The organism is Humisphaera borealis (genome assembly GCF_015169395.1).
GTDB lineage: Bacteria > Planctomycetota > Phycisphaerae > Tepidisphaerales > Tepidisphaeraceae > Humisphaera > Humisphaera borealis.
The window spans coordinates 3192216-3211736 of sequence record NZ_CP063458.1; the positions used below are offsets into that span (position 1 = coordinate 3192216).

Annotated in this window: 15 protein-coding genes; 8 read left to right on the forward strand and 7 right to left on the reverse strand. The window is 62.6% G+C overall.

Features of this window, described 5'->3' with window-relative positions:
- Positions 1–119: 119 nt before the first annotated feature.
- Positions 120–965, reverse strand: a complete 846-nt coding sequence (locus IPV69_RS11850) for a hypothetical protein (RefSeq protein ID WP_206295321.1) — start codon at positions 963–965, stop codon at positions 120–122.
- Positions 966–2082: 1117 nt separating this feature from the next.
- Here IPV69_RS11850 and IPV69_RS11855 point away from each other — a divergent pair.
- From IPV69_RS11855 to IPV69_RS11875, 5 genes are all read left to right on the forward strand, one after another.
- Positions 2083–3363, forward strand: a complete 1281-nt coding sequence (locus tag IPV69_RS11855) for an outer membrane protein assembly factor BamB family protein (RefSeq protein WP_206295322.1) — start codon at positions 2083–2085, stop codon at positions 3361–3363.
- Between the two features lie 225 nt (positions 3364–3588).
- Complete coding sequence (locus tag IPV69_RS11860) at positions 3589–4410, forward strand: carboxylesterase family protein (protein WP_206295323.1); 822 nt, start codon at positions 3589–3591, stop codon at positions 4408–4410.
- 61 nt (positions 4411–4471) lie between these two features.
- Entirely contained in the window at positions 4472–5470 is a 999-nt protein-coding gene (locus IPV69_RS11865) for an alpha/beta hydrolase (protein WP_206295324.1), read from the forward strand.
- Positions 5471–5711: 241 nt separating this feature from the next.
- Positions 5712–6836 carry a DegT/DnrJ/EryC1/StrS family aminotransferase gene (locus tag IPV69_RS11870; RefSeq protein ID WP_241179986.1) on the forward strand — a complete coding sequence of 375 codons (1125 nt, stop codon included), beginning with the start codon at positions 5712–5714 and terminating at the stop codon, positions 6834–6836.
- A gap of 316 nt (positions 6837–7152) precedes the next feature.
- On the forward strand, positions 7153–7683 hold the full coding sequence (locus IPV69_RS11875) for an SMI1/KNR4 family protein (RefSeq protein WP_206295325.1): 531 nt from the start codon (positions 7153–7155) through the stop codon (positions 7681–7683).
- A gap of 83 nt (positions 7684–7766) precedes the next feature.
- Here IPV69_RS11875 and IPV69_RS11880 read toward each other — a convergent pair whose 3' ends face one another.
- Positions 7767–9260 carry a sulfatase family protein gene (locus IPV69_RS11880; protein WP_206295326.1) on the reverse strand — a complete coding sequence of 498 codons (1494 nt, stop codon included), beginning with the start codon at positions 9258–9260 and terminating at the stop codon, positions 7767–7769.
- Positions 9261–9455: 195 nt separating this feature from the next.
- Between IPV69_RS11880 and IPV69_RS11885 the strand changes: the two genes are divergently transcribed.
- Positions 9456–10043, forward strand: a complete 588-nt coding sequence (locus tag IPV69_RS11885) for a hypothetical protein (RefSeq protein ID WP_206295327.1) — start codon at positions 9456–9458, stop codon at positions 10041–10043.
- Between the two features lie 16 nt (positions 10044–10059).
- Here IPV69_RS11885 and IPV69_RS11890 read toward each other — a convergent pair whose 3' ends face one another.
- Entirely contained in the window at positions 10060–10743 is a 684-nt protein-coding gene (locus IPV69_RS11890; RefSeq protein WP_206295328.1) for a GDSL-type esterase/lipase family protein, read from the reverse strand.
- Between the two features lie 107 nt (positions 10744–10850).
- On the opposite strand from IPV69_RS11890, the gene ggt reads away from it, so the two are divergent.
- Entirely contained in the window at positions 10851–12590 is a 1740-nt protein-coding gene (ggt, locus tag IPV69_RS11895) for a gamma-glutamyltransferase (protein WP_206295329.1), read from the forward strand.
- 419 nt (positions 12591–13009) lie between these two features.
- Here the strand turns inward: ggt and IPV69_RS11900 are convergent, their stop codons facing one another.
- The 4 genes from IPV69_RS11900 to IPV69_RS11915 all read right to left on the reverse strand — a co-directional run bounded on the left by IPV69_RS11900 (position 13010) and on the right by IPV69_RS11915 (position 18030).
- Positions 13010–14443, reverse strand: a complete 1434-nt coding sequence (locus tag IPV69_RS11900; RefSeq protein ID WP_206295330.1) for a PEP-CTERM sorting domain-containing protein — start codon at positions 14441–14443, stop codon at positions 13010–13012.
- A 401-nt stretch (positions 14444–14844) separates the two neighbouring features.
- Positions 14845–16296, reverse strand: a complete 1452-nt coding sequence (gene purB, locus IPV69_RS11905) for an adenylosuccinate lyase (RefSeq protein WP_206295331.1) — start codon at positions 16294–16296, stop codon at positions 14845–14847.
- Between the two features lie 61 nt (positions 16297–16357).
- Positions 16358–17173: a hypothetical protein gene (locus tag IPV69_RS11910; RefSeq protein WP_206295332.1), complete on the reverse strand. Its 816-nt coding sequence runs from the start codon at positions 17171–17173 to the stop codon at positions 16358–16360.
- Between the two features lie 44 nt (positions 17174–17217).
- A complete protein-coding gene (locus IPV69_RS11915) occupies positions 17218–18030 on the reverse strand; it encodes a class I SAM-dependent methyltransferase (RefSeq protein WP_206295333.1) in 813 nt (270 codons plus the stop codon).
- A 175-nt stretch (positions 18031–18205) separates the two neighbouring features.
- Here IPV69_RS11915 and IPV69_RS11920 point away from each other — a divergent pair, with 175 nt between their 5' ends.
- A complete protein-coding gene (locus IPV69_RS11920) occupies positions 18206–19423 on the forward strand; it encodes an MltA domain-containing protein (RefSeq protein ID WP_206295334.1) in 1218 nt (405 codons plus the stop codon).
- Positions 19424–19521 lie beyond the last annotated feature (98 nt).

The following is a 19521-nucleotide window of genomic DNA, read 5'->3' on the forward strand; positions in this document are numbered from 1 at the left end:
GGGGTGCCATGGGCTGACGTACTCGTCTGCCCATGGCGATGTTCCTGCAGCGAAGCTTCACCACGGGCAGCGGAGTACCGCAGCGCATGGCACCCTGAACTACAGTTTTCCGACGGCACCTAGATTTCCTGAGCAGGACGTGCGGGGCGCTGGCCCTCGGGCTTGGCACCATCAGGTCGTGCACCATCGGGCCGTGCGCCGTCCGGACGGCCTTCGCGCGGCGCGCCGTCGGGGCGGTCGCCGTTGGGACGCTGGCCGGGGCGTTGCCCGCCGTCGCGGATCATCTTCTGGATCTCGGCCATGAAGTTCTCCTTCACCTTGGCCTTCTGGTCGGCGGTGAGGTCAGTCTTTTCCAGGGCCGCGTTGAGGGCGTTGGTCAGCATCGCGCCGCGGCCTTCGCCAGGGGCACCGGGTGTGCCGGGCCGGGCCTGACCGAGACCGCCTTCAGGACGACCTTCTCCGGGACGACCTTCGCCGGGGCGTCCTTCACCGGGACGACGGGCCGGGACTTTCTCGGCGAACACCTTGCGCTGCTCCTCATTCAGCGTTGCTTCGATGCTGGACCGCAGTTCGCCCATCGCGGTCATCGTCGCCTGGATGCGTTCGCGGGGTTCGCCTTCCTTCTGGCCGGCGATCGACTTCTTCGCGGCAGCGACGGCTTCGTCGATCTTGGTCTTCTGCTCGGCGCTGAGGTCCATGCCCGCGAGCACCCCCTGAACCCGCTCGATCATCGCGTTGGGGTCCATTCGGCCGGCGAGTGGACGCCCTTCGCCATCGGGACGGCCTTCCGGACGACCTTCGGGACGGCCCTGTGGTCGCGGTTCGCCCGGACGGGCCGGTGCGGCACCCTCTTTGGCCGGGGGCGGCGGAGCGGGCTCGTCGGCAGCGATCGACAGCGAGGTCATCGACGGCACCAGCACCAGGATGGCCGACAGGACGGCAGGACGAAGCAATGAGCGTGGCATGGGAAGACTCCAGAGATTGGGGTAGATCACACGTGCGGACGAATCTGCGGTGACAGACGGCCGAGCCGTCCATACCTGACCAGAACGAGGCGACCCGTCCTTTCTTACGACGCCAGTGACGATCAAAGACCCTTGACCGACGGCAGAACCGGGCTCGTCGACAGCTTGCGGAACGTAAAGGGGATCAAGGAATCTGCTTGAACGGGACGCCAAAGACCGTACAATATACTAACACAAGTGCGGCCGAGGTGCCACGGTCGCTGACCAAACAAGACAACTCTCGGCGTCTTGGCGTTCAATCCTGACGCTGTGAGACGCCGGCGGCTGGCTCGGGTTCGTTCGGCGATGTCGCGCTGGGTTCGTTTGGCGTGTTCGGTGTGGTGGAAGCGTTGGTGCCACGGGTCGCCGGTACGCCGGAGACCTGTGCGGCGGGTCGAACTCGCGCAAGTTTCGGTCTTTCGATTCGATGTTCGGTGTTGGGCGTTCGCCTCGGGTTCGTTCGGCAATCCAGGGACGCGACCTCGCCACAACCCCCACCCTAGCCCTCTCCCGGAGTACCGGAGGAGTGGACCGGAGGCAATCCTCGGGTTCGTTTGGCCGGCTCGGGTTCGTTCGGCAAAACGTCGATTCTTGGGTTCGTTTGGCGGAACGTCGGTTCTCGGGTTCGTTTGGCGGATTCGGCGCGTTGCTATTGGACGTGCGGCGTTCGGCCCTGCTGGCGGACCGATCGACACGCGACGCCCGACCTCCGTCACTCTTGATTTCGTAACGTTTACGATCGCTTCGAGTTATGATTGACCCCCCCACCGAGCACTGGTATCTTCGATCCCGGTCACCTTGGCGGAGGGTTCTTGCCGCTGTTGCCGGTGGTTTTTCTGTTTCGGTGGTTGTCACCGCTGGCACCCTTTTAGGTTTACCTGTCGGGCATTCCCCACGGCGTCCGTCCCGAACAGGTCGTTCGGCAGCGACTGATGCCGCGACTCGGTCGGTGCCCGGCCGGGTCTGTCACGTGGGTTCGTCCGACCAAGAGCATTTGCGCCGCGGGCGGTTCGAGCGCCCGTCGGTCGTCTGTCCTGAACCGATTTCGACCACCACTACTGCCAGGAGCGGAGCACCCGTGAGTCAGTTCTCCTTCCCGCGTTTCCTCTGCCGATTCGGTCGGTCCCGTGTTGCGACCGCCCTGGTCGCTGTTGCGGCGTTGTCGGCGACCATGTTCTCCGCCGGTTGTGGCGGCGACGGTGAAACGCCCGGCGATATCCAGGTCGTGGCCAATCCCGGGTTTGCCCGCCAATGGGCGACCAACCTCAAGATCCCGTCCGGTGACAAGGTCCGCTCGATCTTCGTCCGCGACGCCTACATCGTCGTCTACTCCAAGCAGGGCGTGGTCTACGGACTGGCCCGCGAGAACGGCGACCCCCGCGTGAGCATGAAGGTGCCCGGCGGCGACTTCCGGATGTTCCCGCCGATCATCCTCAAGGAGCACCTGGTCTTCCCGACCCTCAGCTCGCTCGAGATTTACTCCCTGACCGGCGCCAAGGAGCGAACGCTCGAAATCGGCGCTGCCATCCGGGCCGACTGCGTCGGTGCCACGCAGAACGTCTTCGTGCCGGTCGATTCGCCCGATGGCGGGGCGCGCATCAAGCGGTACGACCTGAACAACAAGGCCGTCAACATCCCCGTGTGGGAACTGCAGGCCTGGAAGGGCGGCCTGGCTTCGGCACCGGCGCTGCACACCGACACCGTTTATCTTGCGGCCGAAACCGGCACGGTCTATGCCGTCACCGCCCAGGACCGCGAGCCGATCTGGCCACTTCCGGGCAACGTGTTCGACGCGCACAGCGCCGTCACCGCCCCGCTTCGTGCCGATGACGTCGGGCTGTACATCTCGACCGTCGAAGGCAAGTTCTATTGCGTCAATCGCACCAGCGGGCAGGTCAAGTGGCAGTGGTACGGCAGCGGTCCGCTGGAAGAAGCACCCGTCCCCCTCGCCGACACCGTTTACATCAAAGACCCTAATCGCGGCTGGGTGGCGGTGGACAAAGTGGAGAACCCCGAGATCAAGGCCCCGCAGTACAACCGCAAGGAACGCTGGGTCCGCGACGACATCCGCCAGGTTCTCTCCCAGGACGATCGTTACACCTACGCACTGACCAAGGACAACCGCATCTCGGCGCTGGACAAGAAGACCGGCCAGACCAAGTTCCAGAGCAAGCGGAACGACTTCTACGTGTTCGCCACCAACGCCAAGGATTCGACTATCTACACCTGCAGCGAGCAGGGCCGCGTCGTGGCGGTTCGGCCGGTGTTGACGCCGGGTTCGTCCGGCGAAGTCGTCATGATCGAGCAGGACAAGTCCCCGGAAGGGGAAGTCGCGGTCCTGATGCTACCGGTGCCGTAAAGATCTGACCGTAAGTGGCAGCCGTTCTCCCATCGTTGTGAGCCATGACCACGCAGACGACATGCTTTCGAATTTAGAAGATGCGTCCCGAGTGGGCATGAGCGAACGGCACGATATCCCGACGACGCATGCCCACGCGGGACGTCCACTTCGGACTTGAGTGCGAACGCGCGGCGTGGGCATGGCACACAACTTGCGTTTTGAGACAGAGTTCGGAGGGTTTGGATGCGTTCATCACTCCCCGTGAACATTGCGGCTCTCCTTCCTGCCATTCTGCTGATGTCCACTGTCGTCACAGCCGCGGATCCATCGCCGGTCGACCGGTTCGAAGCGCGCGTCCACGACAGCGGCGCGGTGGCTGGCGGCAAGCTGAACTACCGGTTCCTGATTCCCACGGGCTACGACGCCAAGGCCCCGGCGACGTACCCGCTGGTGCTGTTCCTGCACGGTGCCGGCGAACGGGGAACAGACAACGCCGCGCAACTGAAATGGGGCGGTCAGCAACTCGCGACCGACCTTCAGAAAGCCGGCAAGTGCTTCGTGATCGCCCCGCAGTGCCCGCCGGGCAAACAGTGGGTCAACACACCCTGGGCCAAGGGAAGCTACTCGAGCGATAAGGTGGCGATCTCGGACGAACTGAAGATGGCGATCGAGGTCGTCGAGAAGGCCGTTGGCGATTACAAGATCGACAAGTCGCGGCTGTACGTCATGGGCCTGTCGATGGGCGGCTTCGGGACCTGGGACGCGATCGTCCGCCGGCCGGACCTGTTCGCGGCGGCGGTGCCGATCTGCGGCGGCGGCGACCCTTCGAAAGCCGCGAACCTGAAGGGCATCGGCATCTGGACCTTCCACGGCGACGCCGACACCGCCGTCCCCACCGCCGGCACCCGCGAGATGGTCGCCGCCCTCCGCAAGGCCGGCGTGACCCAGCAAACCCTCAAGTACAACGAGTATCCCGGCGTTGGCCACAATTGCTGGTCGAAGGCCTGGGAGACCAAGGGGCTCTGGGAGTGGATGCTGGCGTCGAAGAAAAGCAGCAGTCCGTGAACAGTGCCAGCCTGTGAACACTGCAGTGCCGGCCGCCCCGCCTTTTTCCGGAGGAACCCCCATGATCCGCTCATTGTCCCGCGTCGCGTTGTCGATCGGCCTGATGACCGGCATCGCCGCCGCTCAGAATGCGCCGACGCCAAAGCCGGTCGAAAACTATCCGACCCACGCCGACGCGGTGCGGAAGGAAGGCGTTCCCCTGGGCAAGGTGATCCAGATGCCCAGGTTCGCCGATTCGAAGATCTATCCCGGCACCGAGCGGGATTGGTGGATCTACGTCCCGGCGCAGTACGACGGCAAGACGCCCGCCTGCCTGGCGGTCTTCCAGGACGGTGCCGGCCCCATCGGAGAGAAAGGGGACACGAGGGTGCCGATCGTCTTTGACAACCTTATTCACCAGAAGGAAATGCCGGTCACCATCGGCGTATTCATCAACCCGGGCAACGATCCGAAGAAGAATCCCCCGCCGGCCAAGGGAGAGAAACGCGCCACCCCGTTCAAAGCGAGCAACCGGTCGGTCGAGTATGACACCATGTCGGACGCATACTCGAAGTACCTGATCGATGAGATCCTGCCGATCATCCAGAAGGAGTACAAGATCACCGATGATCCCAATGGGCGGTTGATCTGTGGCAACTCCTCCGGCGGCATCTGCGCCTTCACGGTCGCGTGGTATCGGCCGGACGCATTCCGCAAGGTCGTGAGCCATGTGGGGTCATTCACGGACATCCGCGGCGGTCACAACTACCCGCCGATGATCCGCAAAGCGCCGCCGAAGCCGATCCGCGTATTCCTCCAGGACGGCAGCAACGACTTGGACAACCAGTTCGGCGACTGGTTCCTGGCCAACCAGCAGATGGCCAAGGCGTTCGCGTACGCCAACCGCACCGCCGACGAAGCCGTCAAGGCGGGAGGCAAGAGCATCGCCCCCGACCGATACGACGTGAAGACCGTCTGGGGCGAAGGCGTCCACAGCGGCAAGCACGGCGGCGCGATCTTCCCCGACACGATGCGCTGGATCTGGCGGGACTATGCAGGCGTGAAGACGGCTGCGCGGTAGCGCGAACGAGTGAAGATCAACATGGAGGCACGGAGACGCGGAGGGCAACTCGTAGAATGAAGCGGGACCACTCGCGTGAGATTTCGGGACCGGAGTGAGACGCTGTGCCAGGTCCCCTTGGGTCCAGCGTCTGGGTCCGGCGTCACGCCACCAGTTGCCCTCCGTGCCTCCGTGTCTCCGTGGTGATCCCCCGTCTTCGCCTCATTTACACTAGTCGGACAATCCGTTCTACTTTCCTTCGATGAGCATGGATGCCACCACCAAAAGGACCGTGAAACTGCTGGACCTTACGGCCCAGTACCTCCCCATTCGTAACGAGATCCGCCGGGCGATCGATGAGGTCTGCGACGCCCAGGCACTGATCCTCGGGCCGCACGTCGAGAAGTTCGAGAAACACCTCGCCGAGTATTGCGGCACGAAGCATGCGATCGGCGTGTCCAGCGGGACCGACGCGCTGCTGTGCGCGATGATGGCGCTCGACGTCGGCCCCGGCGACGAAGTCATCTGTCCGAGCTTCACCTTCTTCGCGACCGCCGGCTGCATCGCGAGGCTAGGCGCGACGCCGGTCTTTGCCGAGATCGACCCGCGCACGTTCAATCTTGATCCCGCCGACTTGCCGAAGCGCATCACGAGTAAAACCAAGGCGATCCTGCCGGTACATCTGTTCGGGCAGGTCGCGAACATGGAGGCGATCAACGAGATCGCCTGCAAGAACAATCTGCCGGTGATCGAAGACGCCGCCCAGGCGATCGGCGCACGGCGCAACGGCCGGAAGGCCTGCGCCCACGGCCTGATCGGCTGCCTGAGTTTCTACCCGACCAAGAACCTGGGCGCGTTCGGCGATGCCGGCGGCATCTGTACCAACGACGACAAGCTCGCCGAGAAGTGCCGCAAGCTCCGCGTCCACGGATCGGGTCATACGTACTACCACGACTACATCGGCGGCATGTTCCGCCTGGCGGCGATCCAGGCGGCGGTGCTGGACGTGAAGCTCAAGTACCTCGAAGGCTGGCACGAAGCCCGCCGACGCAACGCGGTGATTTACAACGAAATCCTCGCCGGCAGCAACGTCGTCACGCCGTTCATCGAAGAAGGCAACTGGAGCATCTACAACCAGTACGTGGTGCGGGTGAAGAACCGCGACGAAGTGAAGAAGAAGCTCGGCGAAGCCGGCGTGGGCAACGGCATCTATTACCCCCTCGGCCTGCACATGCAGAAGTGCTTCAGCCAGTTCGGCGGCAAGGAAGGCGACCTGCCAGCGACGGAACTTGCGTGCAAGGAAGTACTGGCCCTGCCGATCTACCCGGAGCTGCACGAGGACGAAGTGCGGTATGCCGCGGAGATGCTGCGCGAGGCCGCGAAATAGTCTGCACTTGTTCGCGAGCCTGCCGGGCTTTGTCTCAGAACCCGGAATGTGTGCCATGCCCACGCCGGCAGCCCGTTTTCGAGTGTCGAGGGCATCTCCCGCGTGGGCATGTCGAGTCGAGAAACGATGTCGCTCGCCCATGCCCACGCGGGACGCGTCGGCGGAATTCGAGGGCGGTTCGCCGGCGTGGGCATGGCACACAACTCATAGTTTTCGGACAGAGCGTAGAATGCGAGTATGGACCTTGAGATTCCTCCCATCATGTCGGTCGAGGAGTACCTGGACTTTGAGGATCCGTACGGACAGGAGAGATTGAATGTCGCTCAAGGAAGTCGTCGAATATTTCGAGCGAGTCGATCCGAAAGTGTTCGAGTATTGGTGCTGTCAGGAAACTGCACCAGCGATGACCGACGTTGATCGCGTCCAGGCCGACACCGGGTTCACGCTACCGGATGAGTTTCGTCAGTTCACGACTTCACGACTTGCCGGCATGCACATTGTGGTTCGCGAGGAAGTATGGCCTCGTCGCCAAGGCGGCGCGTTCTGGTGGTTCCTTTATGGGATCTCTGTGTTCGGAATTGGTCGAGGAGTTCCGGATTGGCTCGACATGCAAGCGCAGTATCAAAGATTTCAGGACGAAGACCGTACAGACCTTATGCCGTTTATGCGGGTTGTCGGCGATCCTGACCGCTATTGTTTCACGCGTGTCGGCGAAATCGTACGTTGGTCAAACAACCGCATAGATCCGATGCCGATAAAATCGACGTTCTCCGAACTCATGATGCGCGAACTCATGGCGCTCGAGGAACGCAAGGATCGGGTGCTGCGCGATGGACTGACGCGTTGACCTGATACGACACTGCGTCCGGTTCCGCGGCACGTAAAGCCACGCGGCTGTCTGCGGTCGTTGCGACTTGGCTGACAGAGCGCTCACCTGATCTTCGCATCCGGCAACGCCGTCCCGATCCCCTGATCGACCGGCATCACATCCGGCTTGCCGTTGCTGTACTGCTTGATTTGCCGGTCCAACTCGGCGCGTAGTTCTTCGACCAGCTTCGCGTGCTGCGGATCGGCGATCAGGTTCTTCGTCTCTTCCGGATCGCTCTTGAGGTCGTACAGCTCGGCCATGTGCTTGTCGGGGCTGCCGTCGCCGTGGGGGTAGCGGATGTACTTGTAGCGGTCGGTCCGCAGGGCCCGCACGTTGGGCGTGTAGGGGAACTGCTTCTCGTAATTGTATTCGTAGTACCAGCTCTTGCGCCAGTCTGGATCGCCGGCGGTGACGAGCTTCTTGAACGATCGCCCTTGCACGCCTTTGTCCGGGTGCAGTCCGCACATCTCCAGGATCGACGGGCAGATGTCGAGCGTCAGCACCTGTTCTTCGATCGTCTTCATCTGCGTGGTCGGCACGACGCCGGGCAACCGCGCGACGAGCGGGATGCGAAGGCTCGGCTCGTGTGCCGTGCGCTTATCGACCATGCCGTGCTCGCCGCTGAGGATGCCGTTGTCGGCCATGAACAGGATGAGCGTGTTGTCGAGCTGGCCGGCGGACTTGAGGTGCTCGTACAGCTTGCCGACGCTGTCGTCGACGCTGAGGATCGTCGCGAGGTACGCGCGCTGCATCGCCTCAAAGTCTTTGACCGCTTCGGGGCTCCGGTCGGGGAATTTCTTTCGATAGTCGAACAGCGGGCCATAGATGCCGTGCCAGGTGTCGAGCCGCAGCTTGAACCACTCCGGCTTGTCATCTAGCATGAACGCCGACTTGGGGTAGGGAAACGGCACCGCGTCGAACGCCTTCTCGTACTTCTTCTCGGGGAAGTAGAAGCTGTGCGGCGCCTTATGGCCGATCATCAGCATGAACGGCTTGTCGCCGCGTGGCTTCTTCAGGAAGTCGATCGCCATGTCGGTGACGACATGGGTGTAGTAGCCGGGGACGACCTTCCGCTCGCCGCCGTTGGCGCGGAACTCGGTGTCGAAGTACTTGCCTTGGCCTTTGTGGGTGACGAAGTGATCGAAGCCCGGGCGCTTGTCGTCGTTGTCCTCGCCCATGTGGTACTTGCCGATGTACCCGGTCTCGTAGCCGGCGGATTGCAGCGCGCGGGGGAAGGTGGCAAGCGTGTCGGGGTACTCGGTGAAGTTGTTGGTAACGCCGTGGGTATGGGCGTAGAGCCCGGTGAGGATCGATCCCCGGCTGGGCGAGCAGAGGGATGTCGTGCAGAAGTAGTTCTTGAACCAGACGCCCTCCTTGGCCAGGCGATCGATGTTGGGCGTCAGCGGGTGCTTGCTGCCGGCAATCGAAAGCGTGTCGGCCCGCTGGTCGTCGGTCAGGATGACCAGCACGTTCGGCCGCTTCGGCTCGGCGGCAAAACTTAAGGAGCCAGCCAAGCCGACGAAAGCCGCTGACAATACGAGCAATACACCCTTCATTTGGCTCTCCGTTTTCTGAACGACGACACGTATTCCTGCTAGAATACAGCGGCACAAACGTGCCTGTCGGATACCACCACGATGACGCAGCTTGCCGAACATGGTTCCGTCCACCAGATCGCTGACCTGATTCATCACGCGCAGGTCTTCGGACGATCAGGCTGGGCAACGCGAGCACCAACCGGACCTTCTGTCATGGCTGAAGCCGCCGACTTTCCGCTTCACGAGCAAGTGCAGAGACTGTTTACGCTGCTGAACAACCGCGGCATTCGGTATTTGCTCGTGGGCGGCGTCGCGCTGCTTCGCTACGTCGACGGTCGCAATACCGAAGATCTCGATCTGATCCTCTCGGTCGAATCCCTCAAGCAGGTTCCCGAGTTGTCGATCGTCGATCAGAACACCAACTTCGCGCGGGCTCGATTTGACGGCCTGCGAGTCGACCTTCTTTTTACGGCGAACCCACTGTTCGCTTTGGTCGAGGAACACTACGCGACGCGACATCGATTCGCCGAGGTCGATGTCAAAGTGGCAACCGTTGAAGGACTGATCCTCCTGAAGCTTTACGCCTTGCCGGCGCTCTACAGACAGCGCGACGGGCAACGTGTCGCGATCTATGAAAGCGACCTGCAGATGCTCCTGGTGCGTCATCGCCCGGATATGACGCCGCTGCTTGCGACGGTTCGTCGCTACGTCGACGATGGCGCTTACTCGGACCTTTGCACCATCGTCGCAGAGACCGAGCAGCGCATCGCGCGACTGGATCGGCACTCCAACCCTTCGTAGTGTTCCTTGTCACGACCTACTTCCCCGCGATCGCTTCATGCACCGTCTTGGCGATGATCGCGGCGCCCTCGGCGTTGGGGTGGACCTTGTCGGGGATCAACGCGTCCTTGCCGGCAAACGGGGCGTAAAGATCGATCAATCCGCTCTTGGTATCCGTTGCGATCTGTTTGATCAGCGGCAGCATCTCCGGCTGCACGATCTCGTTGCGGATGCCGAAGTTCCCCTTGCCCACCACCGGCACGGGCAGGCAGCAGTAGACCTTCACGTTCGCGTTGGCGGCGTGGAACGCTTCGATCATCGCCTTGTAGTCGCCGGCGTAGTCGGCCTTGTGCTTGTCCCAGTTCTGCGGCTTGCTGTCGTTGGTGCCGAGCTTGATCACCACGATGTCGGGCTTGAAGTCGATCGCGTCCTTGTACGCCTTCTGCTTGTCGTAGGGCTTGTCGCCCTTCTTGAGCATCGTCGCGCCGCTGACGCCGAAATTCTTCACCTCGAACTTGTCGCCGAGCAGCCCGGCGAGCACGAACGGATAGGCGTTCTTCTCCCGATCCTTCACGCCAGCACCGAAGGTGATCGAATCGCCGACGCAGGCGACCTTCGTCTTGCCGTCGGCGGCGTGTGACAGGGACGGCAGCGCGGCGAGCATGGCGGCGGCCGCGGCGACAAACGTTCGGCGGGACAGAAGGGTGCGGGATGAAAGCATGATCTCCTCGTGATTCCTGAAAAGTGTTTGGCGTCGACGAATCGGGCCTCCCCAAGCTACTCTGCCGGAGTACGTTCAACTACATGCAAACGTCATGGAGGCGGTAAATGTTCCGATTCACGTACAGCGTAGTACTTTCGATTCTCGCATCCGTGGCCGGGTGTGCCTCGTCCGGACGACCGCCGGCGGCGTCGGTCCCACCGCCGCCGGTCCGCAGCGGACAGACGCTGGATGCACAGCATGGCGTAGTGGTGTCGGTCTGTCGGATCGCCTCGACCGTGGGCGCGAACGTGCTGCGGGATGGCGGCAATGCCGTCGATGCCGCCGTCGCAACCGCCTTCGCACTGGCCGTCACCTGGCCCGAGGCGGGCAATATCGGCGGCGGCGGGTTCATGATGGTGGGCGAACCCTCGCGCGTCGGTCAGCCGGCGGTCCATTTCATCGACTACCGGGAAACCGGACCGGCGGAGGTCAAGGCCGATACCTTTGCCGGCAAGCCGACCAGTCATCAGTTGGCCGGCACGCCCGGCACCGTCCGAGGCCTTTTCACCGCTCATCAGACCTACGGCACCAAACGATTCGCCTGGAAGGACCTGGTCCTGCCGGCGGCAAAAATCGCCGAGGAAGGATTTGTCGTCGATGCGGCGCTGGCGGCCTCGCTGAACAGCGGGCTGGCCAGGAGTGAGGCGTTCCCTGAGTTCCGTCGGGTCTACGGCAAGGTCGACGGTTCGGCCTGGAAGGCGGGCGATCGCCTGACCCTGCCCGATCTCGCCGCCACACTGCACGCCATCGCCGAGCGCGGCCCCGGGGAGTTCTACGAAGGCGAGACGGCCAGTCGGATCGTCGCCGAGATGCAGTCGGGCGGCGGGCTGATTTCCGCCGGAGACCTGAAGAATTATCGCGCCCGGCTTCGCGAGCCGATCGTCGGCACGTTCAAAGGCTACACGATCTTCGCCCCGCCGCCGCCCAGTTCCGGCGGGATCGCGTTGCTCCAGATGCTGAACATGTTCGAGACGCTGGACCTCAGAGCCGACCAGCGATGGTCGGCATCGACAGTCCATACGATTGTCGAAGCGATGCGCCGCGCCTTCGCCGACCGCGCGAGATATCTGGGCGATCCCGACTACGGCACGGTCCCCGTCGCGGAACTGGTTTCGAAAGACCACGCCCGGCAACTGGCGTCGACCATTGATCCACTCAAGGCAACCAGCAGCGAGCAAGTCGCGCCCTGGGCCCAACTGTCCGAGACCGGCGGGCAGACGACCCATTTCAGCGTTGTGGATGTCAACGGCTTGGCCGTCAGCAATACCTACACGCTCGAACAGTCGTTTGGCGGAAAGGTCGTCGTCCGCAGAGCGGGATTTCTGCTGAACAACGAACTCGGCGACTTCAACCCGCGGCCGGGGCAGACCAACCGGAACGGCCAGATCGGCACGCCTCCGAATCTGGCTGCCGGCGGGAAGCGTCCGCTGAGCTCAATGACGCCGGTCATCATCGCCCGCAACGGCAAAATCGTCCTGGTCACCGGCTCGCCGGGCGGGCGCACCATCATCAACACTGTCACGCAGGTGGTTGTGAACCGGCTCGCGTTTGGGATGAGCCTCCGGCAGGCGGTCGATGCGCCCCGGCTGCACCACCAGTGGCTGCCGGATGGCATTCGGGTCGAGCGGTCGTTGGCGGAGCAGCACCTCCAGACCCTCGAGGGCCTGAAGGCAATGGGGCACGCTATCGACGCGACGATGCCGTCGCGCCAGGGGGACGCACACAGCATTGAGATCGATCCGGCCACCGGACGACTGACCGGCGTCGCCGACAAACGAATTGGCGGATCGGCCGCTGGGTATTGAGAACGGCTGCTGACTCTTGATCGATGGACTGATGGGGCTCGGCGAGCCAGCCCGAAAAACGTCGGGCGTAGCGTCGACCGCGGCACGAATGCCGGGCTCAGCTTCCGTTTATTCGGAAGTCCCACGTAGGGGGTGCGATCCAAGTGCCCTGGGGTGCGATCGCCGAAGCTGACGGCATTGGCGATGGACGAGAAGGCAATGGTTCGGGATTCTCATTGAATCCCGCACGCTCTGGTGTAACGGTCGCACCCGGAGTGCGCGTGCGGGCAACACCGTTCCCTCAGACACGTACGAGAGCCAATGGCGGCTGGCCATGTCATCCGACAATGACCAGAAATGGCATGAGGGTCATCTGAATCAGATGACCCTCGTGCACATTCAACTTTCGACTTGGTGCCCGAAGGCATTCAAGTTGGATATCAGGCCTGGCGACGACGACGGGCCAGAAGACCGACCGCTCCGATGCCCAGGAGGCTAAGGGTGGTCGGTTCCGGGATACCAACGCCGTTGCGGTTGTTGTCGATGAACAGGACCTGATTGGTGTTCAGCTTCCAGCTGCTGTTCTGGAGGGTGAAGGTCAACAGACGGTGAGTGCCGCCTGCGACCGTGTAGTCATCAACTTTGGCGGGGTTGCCGCTGTCAGTCCTGAACCCACCGATGTTATTCGGAAGATCGACATCGTACTGGGTGGAGCTAAGGTTGCTGATAAGGATCGAGAGCCGGCGGGAAACACCCGCGGCCTGACCCGCCAGATCGTACACGCCTGACCAGATCGCACCCTTCGATTCGCTCGAAGCGGTGGAACCATTGGCTGTGATGACGGAACCCAGGTTCGCAAAAGCAAACTTGCCACGGCTGAAGATGCCATTGGCGACGGACGAGCCGGACCAGCCGGCGATCACGTCATCTCGGGCACTCTGACGGCTATAGCCGACAACCGAGCTGATGTCCGCTTCGAACAGGTTCACGCTGTCAGCACCACGCATACGGTAATGCAGGATCTGGGCTTGGAAGTCGCCACGCGACGGAAGCTGGCCGTTGGCCGGATTCGCCGCATTCTGGACGAACTTGAAGCCGTTGTTCGGGTTGCCGTCGGTATCGAGCGAGGCATTGCCCCAATTGTTGAATCGGCTGACCCAGGGAATGTGCTTGTTTTGCTGGTAACCCACGCTCGTCAGAGCCTGGGACGTGCTACCCGCGCGGATGATCGGAAGGGTAAACAGGGCAGAGCGGATGTTCGGAGCCGTCGAGTCGCCGGTCGAGGGGTTGCGGAACTCGGGAGCACCCGGATACAGCGCTTCGGTCGCGATACGGTTGCTGTTCTTGCCCGACTTGGTCGCAATGATTCCGGTGTAGTCACCATTGGACTGAGCATTCGCCGCGCTGAAGCTGGAGGCGGTGCCGGAAACGACGCCGCGACGGGTCGTATCGCTGCCCGAGTTGGGGTACACGTTGAAGTTGCCGACGAACGCAGCCTGCGACTTCGTCGAGTTCAACACCAACGTCGAGATCGCCTTGGTCTGGGCGATGTGGTCGGCGTTTTCGAAGTCCGCGAACACGTACTGGATCGCGTAGTTATTGAAGATCGCCTTGGCGGCGGGGGTGGTGAGGGGCGTGTTGACCTTGACCGCCAGCGGGCGACCCTTGGCCTGCGCCTGGTTCAGCGCTGCGATCGCCGCGGACAGCGTTGCCGGATCGTCGCTGATGAACGGGGAGACTTGGAAGTTCGTTCCGGGAGACGTGTTCGTGTCCCAGTCGAAGAATCCGAGGGTACCGTTCACCTGCGCATTGGCTGCTGTAGACGCAGCCAGCACCGCACCGAGAAACGCGATTGTTCGTTTGGATTTGCGCATCGTACCCCTCATCCTTTACATGTGAACTGAGCGGACACTGGTGAACTTCTCGATCCGTTCTCCGCAAGACGCCTTGCAAGCACGGTCAAATCGGAAGGGCTCCTTCCACTTCAGTGCCCACTTCTTAGCCGCTTGAAACATCCAAATCGGCGTGTGAACTTCTTCACCGTATCTCTTGCCAACTGTCGCGTCAAGCACTTTCTGGACGCTTTCCAAGAGACATACCTTCCCTTCATTTCACCTGAACATTACACCCCGCAATTGCGTCAAAAACCGACCTTTTTTGACTTTTAAACTAGGCAAAGCCCCTAGAAGATGCGTTCCGCTCTTTAGGTTCTCTACTGTATCGGCGAAGGATTGGCAGACCGATAAAAACAGCTCTCCCTCGCCGCTATCGCTGCTTAAACGCGAAGTTCGGCTTCCATCCCTATTACTTTCGCGAAACGTTTGCGGACAGGCTCGACCACTTCGAGCAGAAAGCGATCCACCTGCTCGGGTGCCCTGCCGATGAACCGCCTGGGATCGACGACATCGTGCAAGTCAATCTTTGAGAATGCGGCGTCGCCGCGCAGGCGATCCAGCAGATCGTTGGCAACGCCTTCGCTCTTCACGCGATGTCCGGCCGACTGTGAGTGATCTCGCACGAGCTTGTGAAGTTCCTGACGGTCGCCGCCGGCTCTTACACCTGCCATCAGGATTTCTTCGGTCGCCATGAAAGGTAGTTCCGCCAGCACCGCCGCCTCAACGGTCTTGGGATAGACGACCAAGCCTCGCGCAACGTTTACAACAATGTTCAATGCGCCATCAATCGCCAGGAAAGGCTCCGGCACCGCGAGTCGCTTGTTACTGGAGTCGTCCAGCGTCCGCTCAAACCACTGCTCCGCCGCCGTCATCAGGGGACTGCTCGCCAGACTGATCACGAAGCGAGACAACCCGGTTGCCCGCTCGCACCGCATGGGATTCCTTTTGTAAGCCATTGCGCTTGAGCCAACCTGCTCTTCCTCGAACGGCTCTTCGAGTTGCTTGAGCCCGGCAAGAATGCGGACGTCGTTGCAGAACTTGTGAACGCTCGCCGCGATCCCCGCCAGCGTGCTGGTCACCTGCGCATCGACTTTTCGCGGATACGTTTGCCCCGTCACACAGAATGATTCGGCGAACTGAAACCGCTCCGTCACCATGCGGTCGAGCTTTTCGACCTTGGCATGATCGTTATCGAAGAGGCTCAGGAACGACGCCTGCGTGCCGGTGGTCCCCTTCACGCCGCGAAACCGCATGGTCGCGATGCGGTACTCCACTTCCTCCAGGTCGATCGCAAGGTCCTGCGCCCAGAGCGTGGCCCGCTTGCCGACTGTCGTCAGCTGCGCGGGTTGAAAGTGCGTGTAGCCCAGGGTCGGCAGGTCCTTCCACTTCTGGGCGAAGGTGCCGAGCGCGTCGATCGCATTGGCCAGCCGGGTCGCGACGAGCCGCAGCGCATCACGCATGATGATCAGGTCGGCATTATCAACGACGTATTGGCTAGTGGCCCCCAAGTGAATGATGCCCTTAGCCGCCGGGGCGACCTCTTCAAACGTATGGACGTGCGCCATAACGTCGTGACGGAGCCGCTTTTCCCAGTTCGCGGCCAGATCGAAGTCAATGTCGTCGAGCTTCGCCTCCATCTGCCGCAGCGCTTCGGCGCTGATGCGATCCAGGCCGAGCTCCCGCTCGCACCGGGCCAGTTCCAGCCAGAGCCGACGCCAGAGGCCGAACTTATGCTGCGGCGAAAACAGCCGCAGCATTTGCGGGCTGGCATTGCGGGTGGCAAGTGGAGATTCGTAGGTTTCGTGGCGGGACGGTTTGGCTTGGCTGCTCATAGAGCCTTGCGATGATACGCGCCGAGCCCGAGTCTCGCGAGGCGTCGCCGAACGCGTGGCCTCAATGCGACGGCTGCGTCGCCGGTCGAGTCGTCGGCAACGCCGCCAACGTCAACTTGTCGGCATAGAGCGTGACGTCAATGTCTTCCAGGATCATTCCCGGCACTTTCGGTGCGCCCGGCCGATCACCCACGCGTAGCGCCAGCCCGAAATGGCCGGAGGCCATAGTGTCTGTCAGGAAGTACTTCGGCGTGTCCGACTCGTCGTCGTATTCGCGCACCGGATGGATGAAGTAGTTGACGTGAGTCGGCGGATCAAACTCCACCGGCTTTCCGAATCCCTTCGCGGCACTTTCCTTGAAGGTTTTCGATATCTCGACAAAGCTCCGCTTCGCCAGGAAGTAGACCCGCGCGACCGACCGGCCGTCCTGGCCAGCGGGTGCCCCCGACGGCGAGTTGACGGGCTGGGTCGACGACTGCGCGGAAGGCTGCGTTGCCGCGCCGGCCGACTCCTCAATCAGCACCGCCGCGCCGTTGTAAGCGGGCTTGGCGGCGTCGTAGAGCTTGAGAATCTCCGCTCGCAGACCCTTCACCCGATAACCGCGCGAGAGTTCCGGCAGACACCGATCGATCAGCGCCTCGATCTTCGCCCGCTCGCCGGTCGCCACGCGCACGCTGTATCCCCGTCCGATGTACACGCCGTCCGGCGGAAAGCCGGGGACTCGAACGCCTTTGGTCGCAGGTGATGCTGCCGCCGAAGGCCCCGTCGCGGGCGTCGGCTGCGTTGCGGATGGCGGTGCTGCGGCTGGGGTATCGCAGCCCGTTGTCAGAGCGAAAGCGACGACGACCCAAGCCGTAAGGGTTTGCGCGGTGTTCATCATTCTTCTGGATCGGCCGATCAGACCGGATGCGTGAGCTTGCCTCAGACCGACCGCAACCGCACCACGCACGCCGGCGGAATGTTCGGCCGTTTCGCCCAGGCGAAGGCGCTCTTGGCACTGCTCCCGACCGGGAAGCTTGGCTCTTCGAATCCGTCGACGACAAAGCCCGCCGCAAACGCCGACGCGAAGAGCGTCGTCAGCGACCGGTGATAGGTGTAGTGCGGCTCCGGCTGATGAAGGATGCCGCTGGAAAGGTCCGTCGTCGTCTGATTGTACTGCATGATATGCACGCCAAACACCTGCTCCATCCGGCCGGCTTCGTTGATCAGTTCGGCCGTCATCCGTGCGCCGTTGGAGTTGAAGCACGGATGGGAGATCGAATAGACGAACAACCCGCCCGGCTTCAGCAGGACGTGCACTGCACGCAGCAGCGGATCGATCGTCGCGAAATCCATGACCGCCATCGAACAGACGACGGCATCGAATGCCCCCGGCTCGGCGAGCGCGAGCATGGCCGGCTCGTCGGTGGCGTCGCAATGCGCGTATCGGATCTCGCCGTCGGCAGGTGTCGTTCGGCGGCGTGCGTCGTCGAGAAAGTTCGCCGCGGCATCGACGGCGAGCACCCGACATCCCGTCCGACCGAGCCGCCGGCTGTAGTTCCCGTTGCCGCAGGCGACATCCAGCACGCGCATGCCCGCCACCGGCCGAAGGAGCCGGTCCGTCGTCGGCATGATCAGCCGTAGTTGGAAATCGTTCCCTTCGCCGATCTGCTCGGTCCACCAGGGGGCGATGCGGTTCCAGATGTCAGCGGGGTTCGTGTCCGCGGGATTCACGTCAGCGGGATTCTCGGGCATGCCGGATTGTCGAATGTGAATCGCGGATTGTCGATTGTGGAGTGCCGGGCAAACTCCGGTGCGTCTTGGTGCCGCAGCGTCGCGCGTCTACCGACGACTTCCCCTGTCGCGTATCATCACCGCGACCGCTTTCATGGAGGAAAGTTTGCCCACACTCTGCCGTACTGCATGCGCTTTGTTCGTTCTCTCCGCCATCGCCGGCTGCCGGCAGGAGCCGCCTGCCGTTAAGTCGCTCGACTACGCCCGGGAGTTGCCGCCGGGGCAGTTGGCGCTGCGAAAGATCCCGCCGGAGATGTATCCGAACTTCGATGTCATGCAGACGGATCGCACCGCCCTGCTTCGATCGATCGATCAGAGCCTGGTCTACCTCGACGCTCCCACCAGCCAGCGATTCTTCCCGTATCTCGATATCACGCACGCACGCGCCGTCGCGACGCTGCGGGCGCTGCGGGAGTTGGCGTCGTCGCCGACGCCCGACTGGAACGGGGAGATCCGCCGGCGGTTTGACGTCTACCAGAGCGTCGGCGCTCCGCAGGGCGACGAATTGGTTTCGCCGGCACCCGCGCCTGGATACAGCGGGCAGGTCCTGTTCACGGGTTACTTCACGCCGATCTATGCAGCCAGCCTGACACGCACGGGCCCCTATCAGTGGCCGCTTTATAAGCGGCCAGGCGATCTGGTGAGCGACGAGACCGGGGAAGCGGTCTATCGGCGGGCGGCGGGAGGCCCGTCGGGCCCGACGTCCGTCGGATCGACCGCGATCGCACCTGTCGCCGCCAATCGCTACTGGACGCGGGCCGAAATCGAGCAAGGCGGGAAGTTGCGCGGCCAGGAACTCGTCTGGCTCTCGAGTCGCTGGGAAGCGTATGTGGTGACAGTCCAGGGTTCGGCCCGGCTCAAGCTGACGGACGGGCATACCCTTGAGATCGGATTTCATGGCACCAACGGTCACGCCTATGTCAGCCCCGGCCGGCAAATGCTCGCCGACGGCGTGATCACCCGAGACCAGTTGTCTCTCAAGGGACTGGGTCAGTACTTCGCGGCAAATCCCGAGAAGATGGACCGTTACCTGTCGCTCAACCCACGCACGACCTTCTTCACGGAGCGCCCGGGCGGGCCTTTCGGGAAGCTGAATGTTCCGGTCACGGCATTCGCCACCGTCGCAACTGACAAAGACGTCTACCCGCGTGCGATGCCCGCGTTCCTGGTGACGTCTCTGCCGACGGGAACCGGATCGCGGCCTTTCGGCGGGTTTATGCTCGATCAGGACGCCGGCGGGGCAATTCGTTCCGCCGGCCGGGCCGATATCTATATGGGCGTCGGCCCGGTCGCCGAGCAGTCCGCCGGCCGGCAATTGTATCCGGGAAAACTGTTCTATCTGGCTGTTCGATAGACGGTTGTGGCGAATTTGTGTAGGGCCCGCCTTGGCGGACCGTCGAGCCACCCGTTGCATCGCGCCGCGCGTCCGCCAAGGCGGACCCTACTTGATCC

Excerpts from the sequence above, each read along its gene's own strand:
- IPV69_RS11850 (WP_206295321.1), bottom strand. The coding sequence starts at position 965 with ATGCCACGCTCATTGCTTCGTCCTGCCGTCCTGTCGGCCATCCTGGTG.
- IPV69_RS11860 (WP_206295323.1), top strand. The coding sequence starts at position 3,589 with ATGCGTTCATCACTCCCCGTGAACATTGCGGCTCTCCTTCCTGCCATT.
- IPV69_RS11865 (WP_206295324.1), top strand. The coding sequence starts at position 4,472 with ATGATCCGCTCATTGTCCCGCGTCGCGTTGTCGATCGGCCTGATGACC.
- IPV69_RS11870 (WP_241179986.1), top strand. The coding sequence starts at position 5,712 with ATGAGCATGGATGCCACCACCAAAAGGACCGTGAAACTGCTGGACCTT.
- IPV69_RS11875 (WP_206295325.1), top strand. The coding sequence starts at position 7,153 with ATGTCGCTCAAGGAAGTCGTCGAATATTTCGAGCGAGTCGATCCGAAA.
- IPV69_RS11880 (WP_206295326.1), bottom strand. The coding sequence starts at position 9,260 with ATGAAGGGTGTATTGCTCGTATTGTCAGCGGCTTTCGTCGGCTTGGCT.
- IPV69_RS11885 (WP_206295327.1), top strand. The coding sequence starts at position 9,456 with ATGGCTGAAGCCGCCGACTTTCCGCTTCACGAGCAAGTGCAGAGACTG.
- IPV69_RS11890 (WP_206295328.1), bottom strand. The coding sequence starts at position 10,743 with ATGCTTTCATCCCGCACCCTTCTGTCCCGCCGAACGTTTGTCGCCGCG.
- ggt (WP_206295329.1), top strand. The coding sequence starts at position 10,851 with ATGTTCCGATTCACGTACAGCGTAGTACTTTCGATTCTCGCATCCGTG.
- IPV69_RS11900 (WP_206295330.1), bottom strand. The coding sequence starts at position 14,443 with ATGCGCAAATCCAAACGAACAATCGCGTTTCTCGGTGCGGTGCTGGCT.
- purB (WP_206295331.1), bottom strand. The coding sequence starts at position 16,296 with ATGAGCAGCCAAGCCAAACCGTCCCGCCACGAAACCTACGAATCTCCA.
- IPV69_RS11910 (WP_206295332.1), bottom strand. The coding sequence starts at position 17,173 with ATGAACACCGCGCAAACCCTTACGGCTTGGGTCGTCGTCGCTTTCGCT.
- IPV69_RS11915 (WP_206295333.1), bottom strand. The coding sequence starts at position 18,030 with ATGCCCGAGAATCCCGCTGACGTGAATCCCGCGGACACGAACCCCGCT.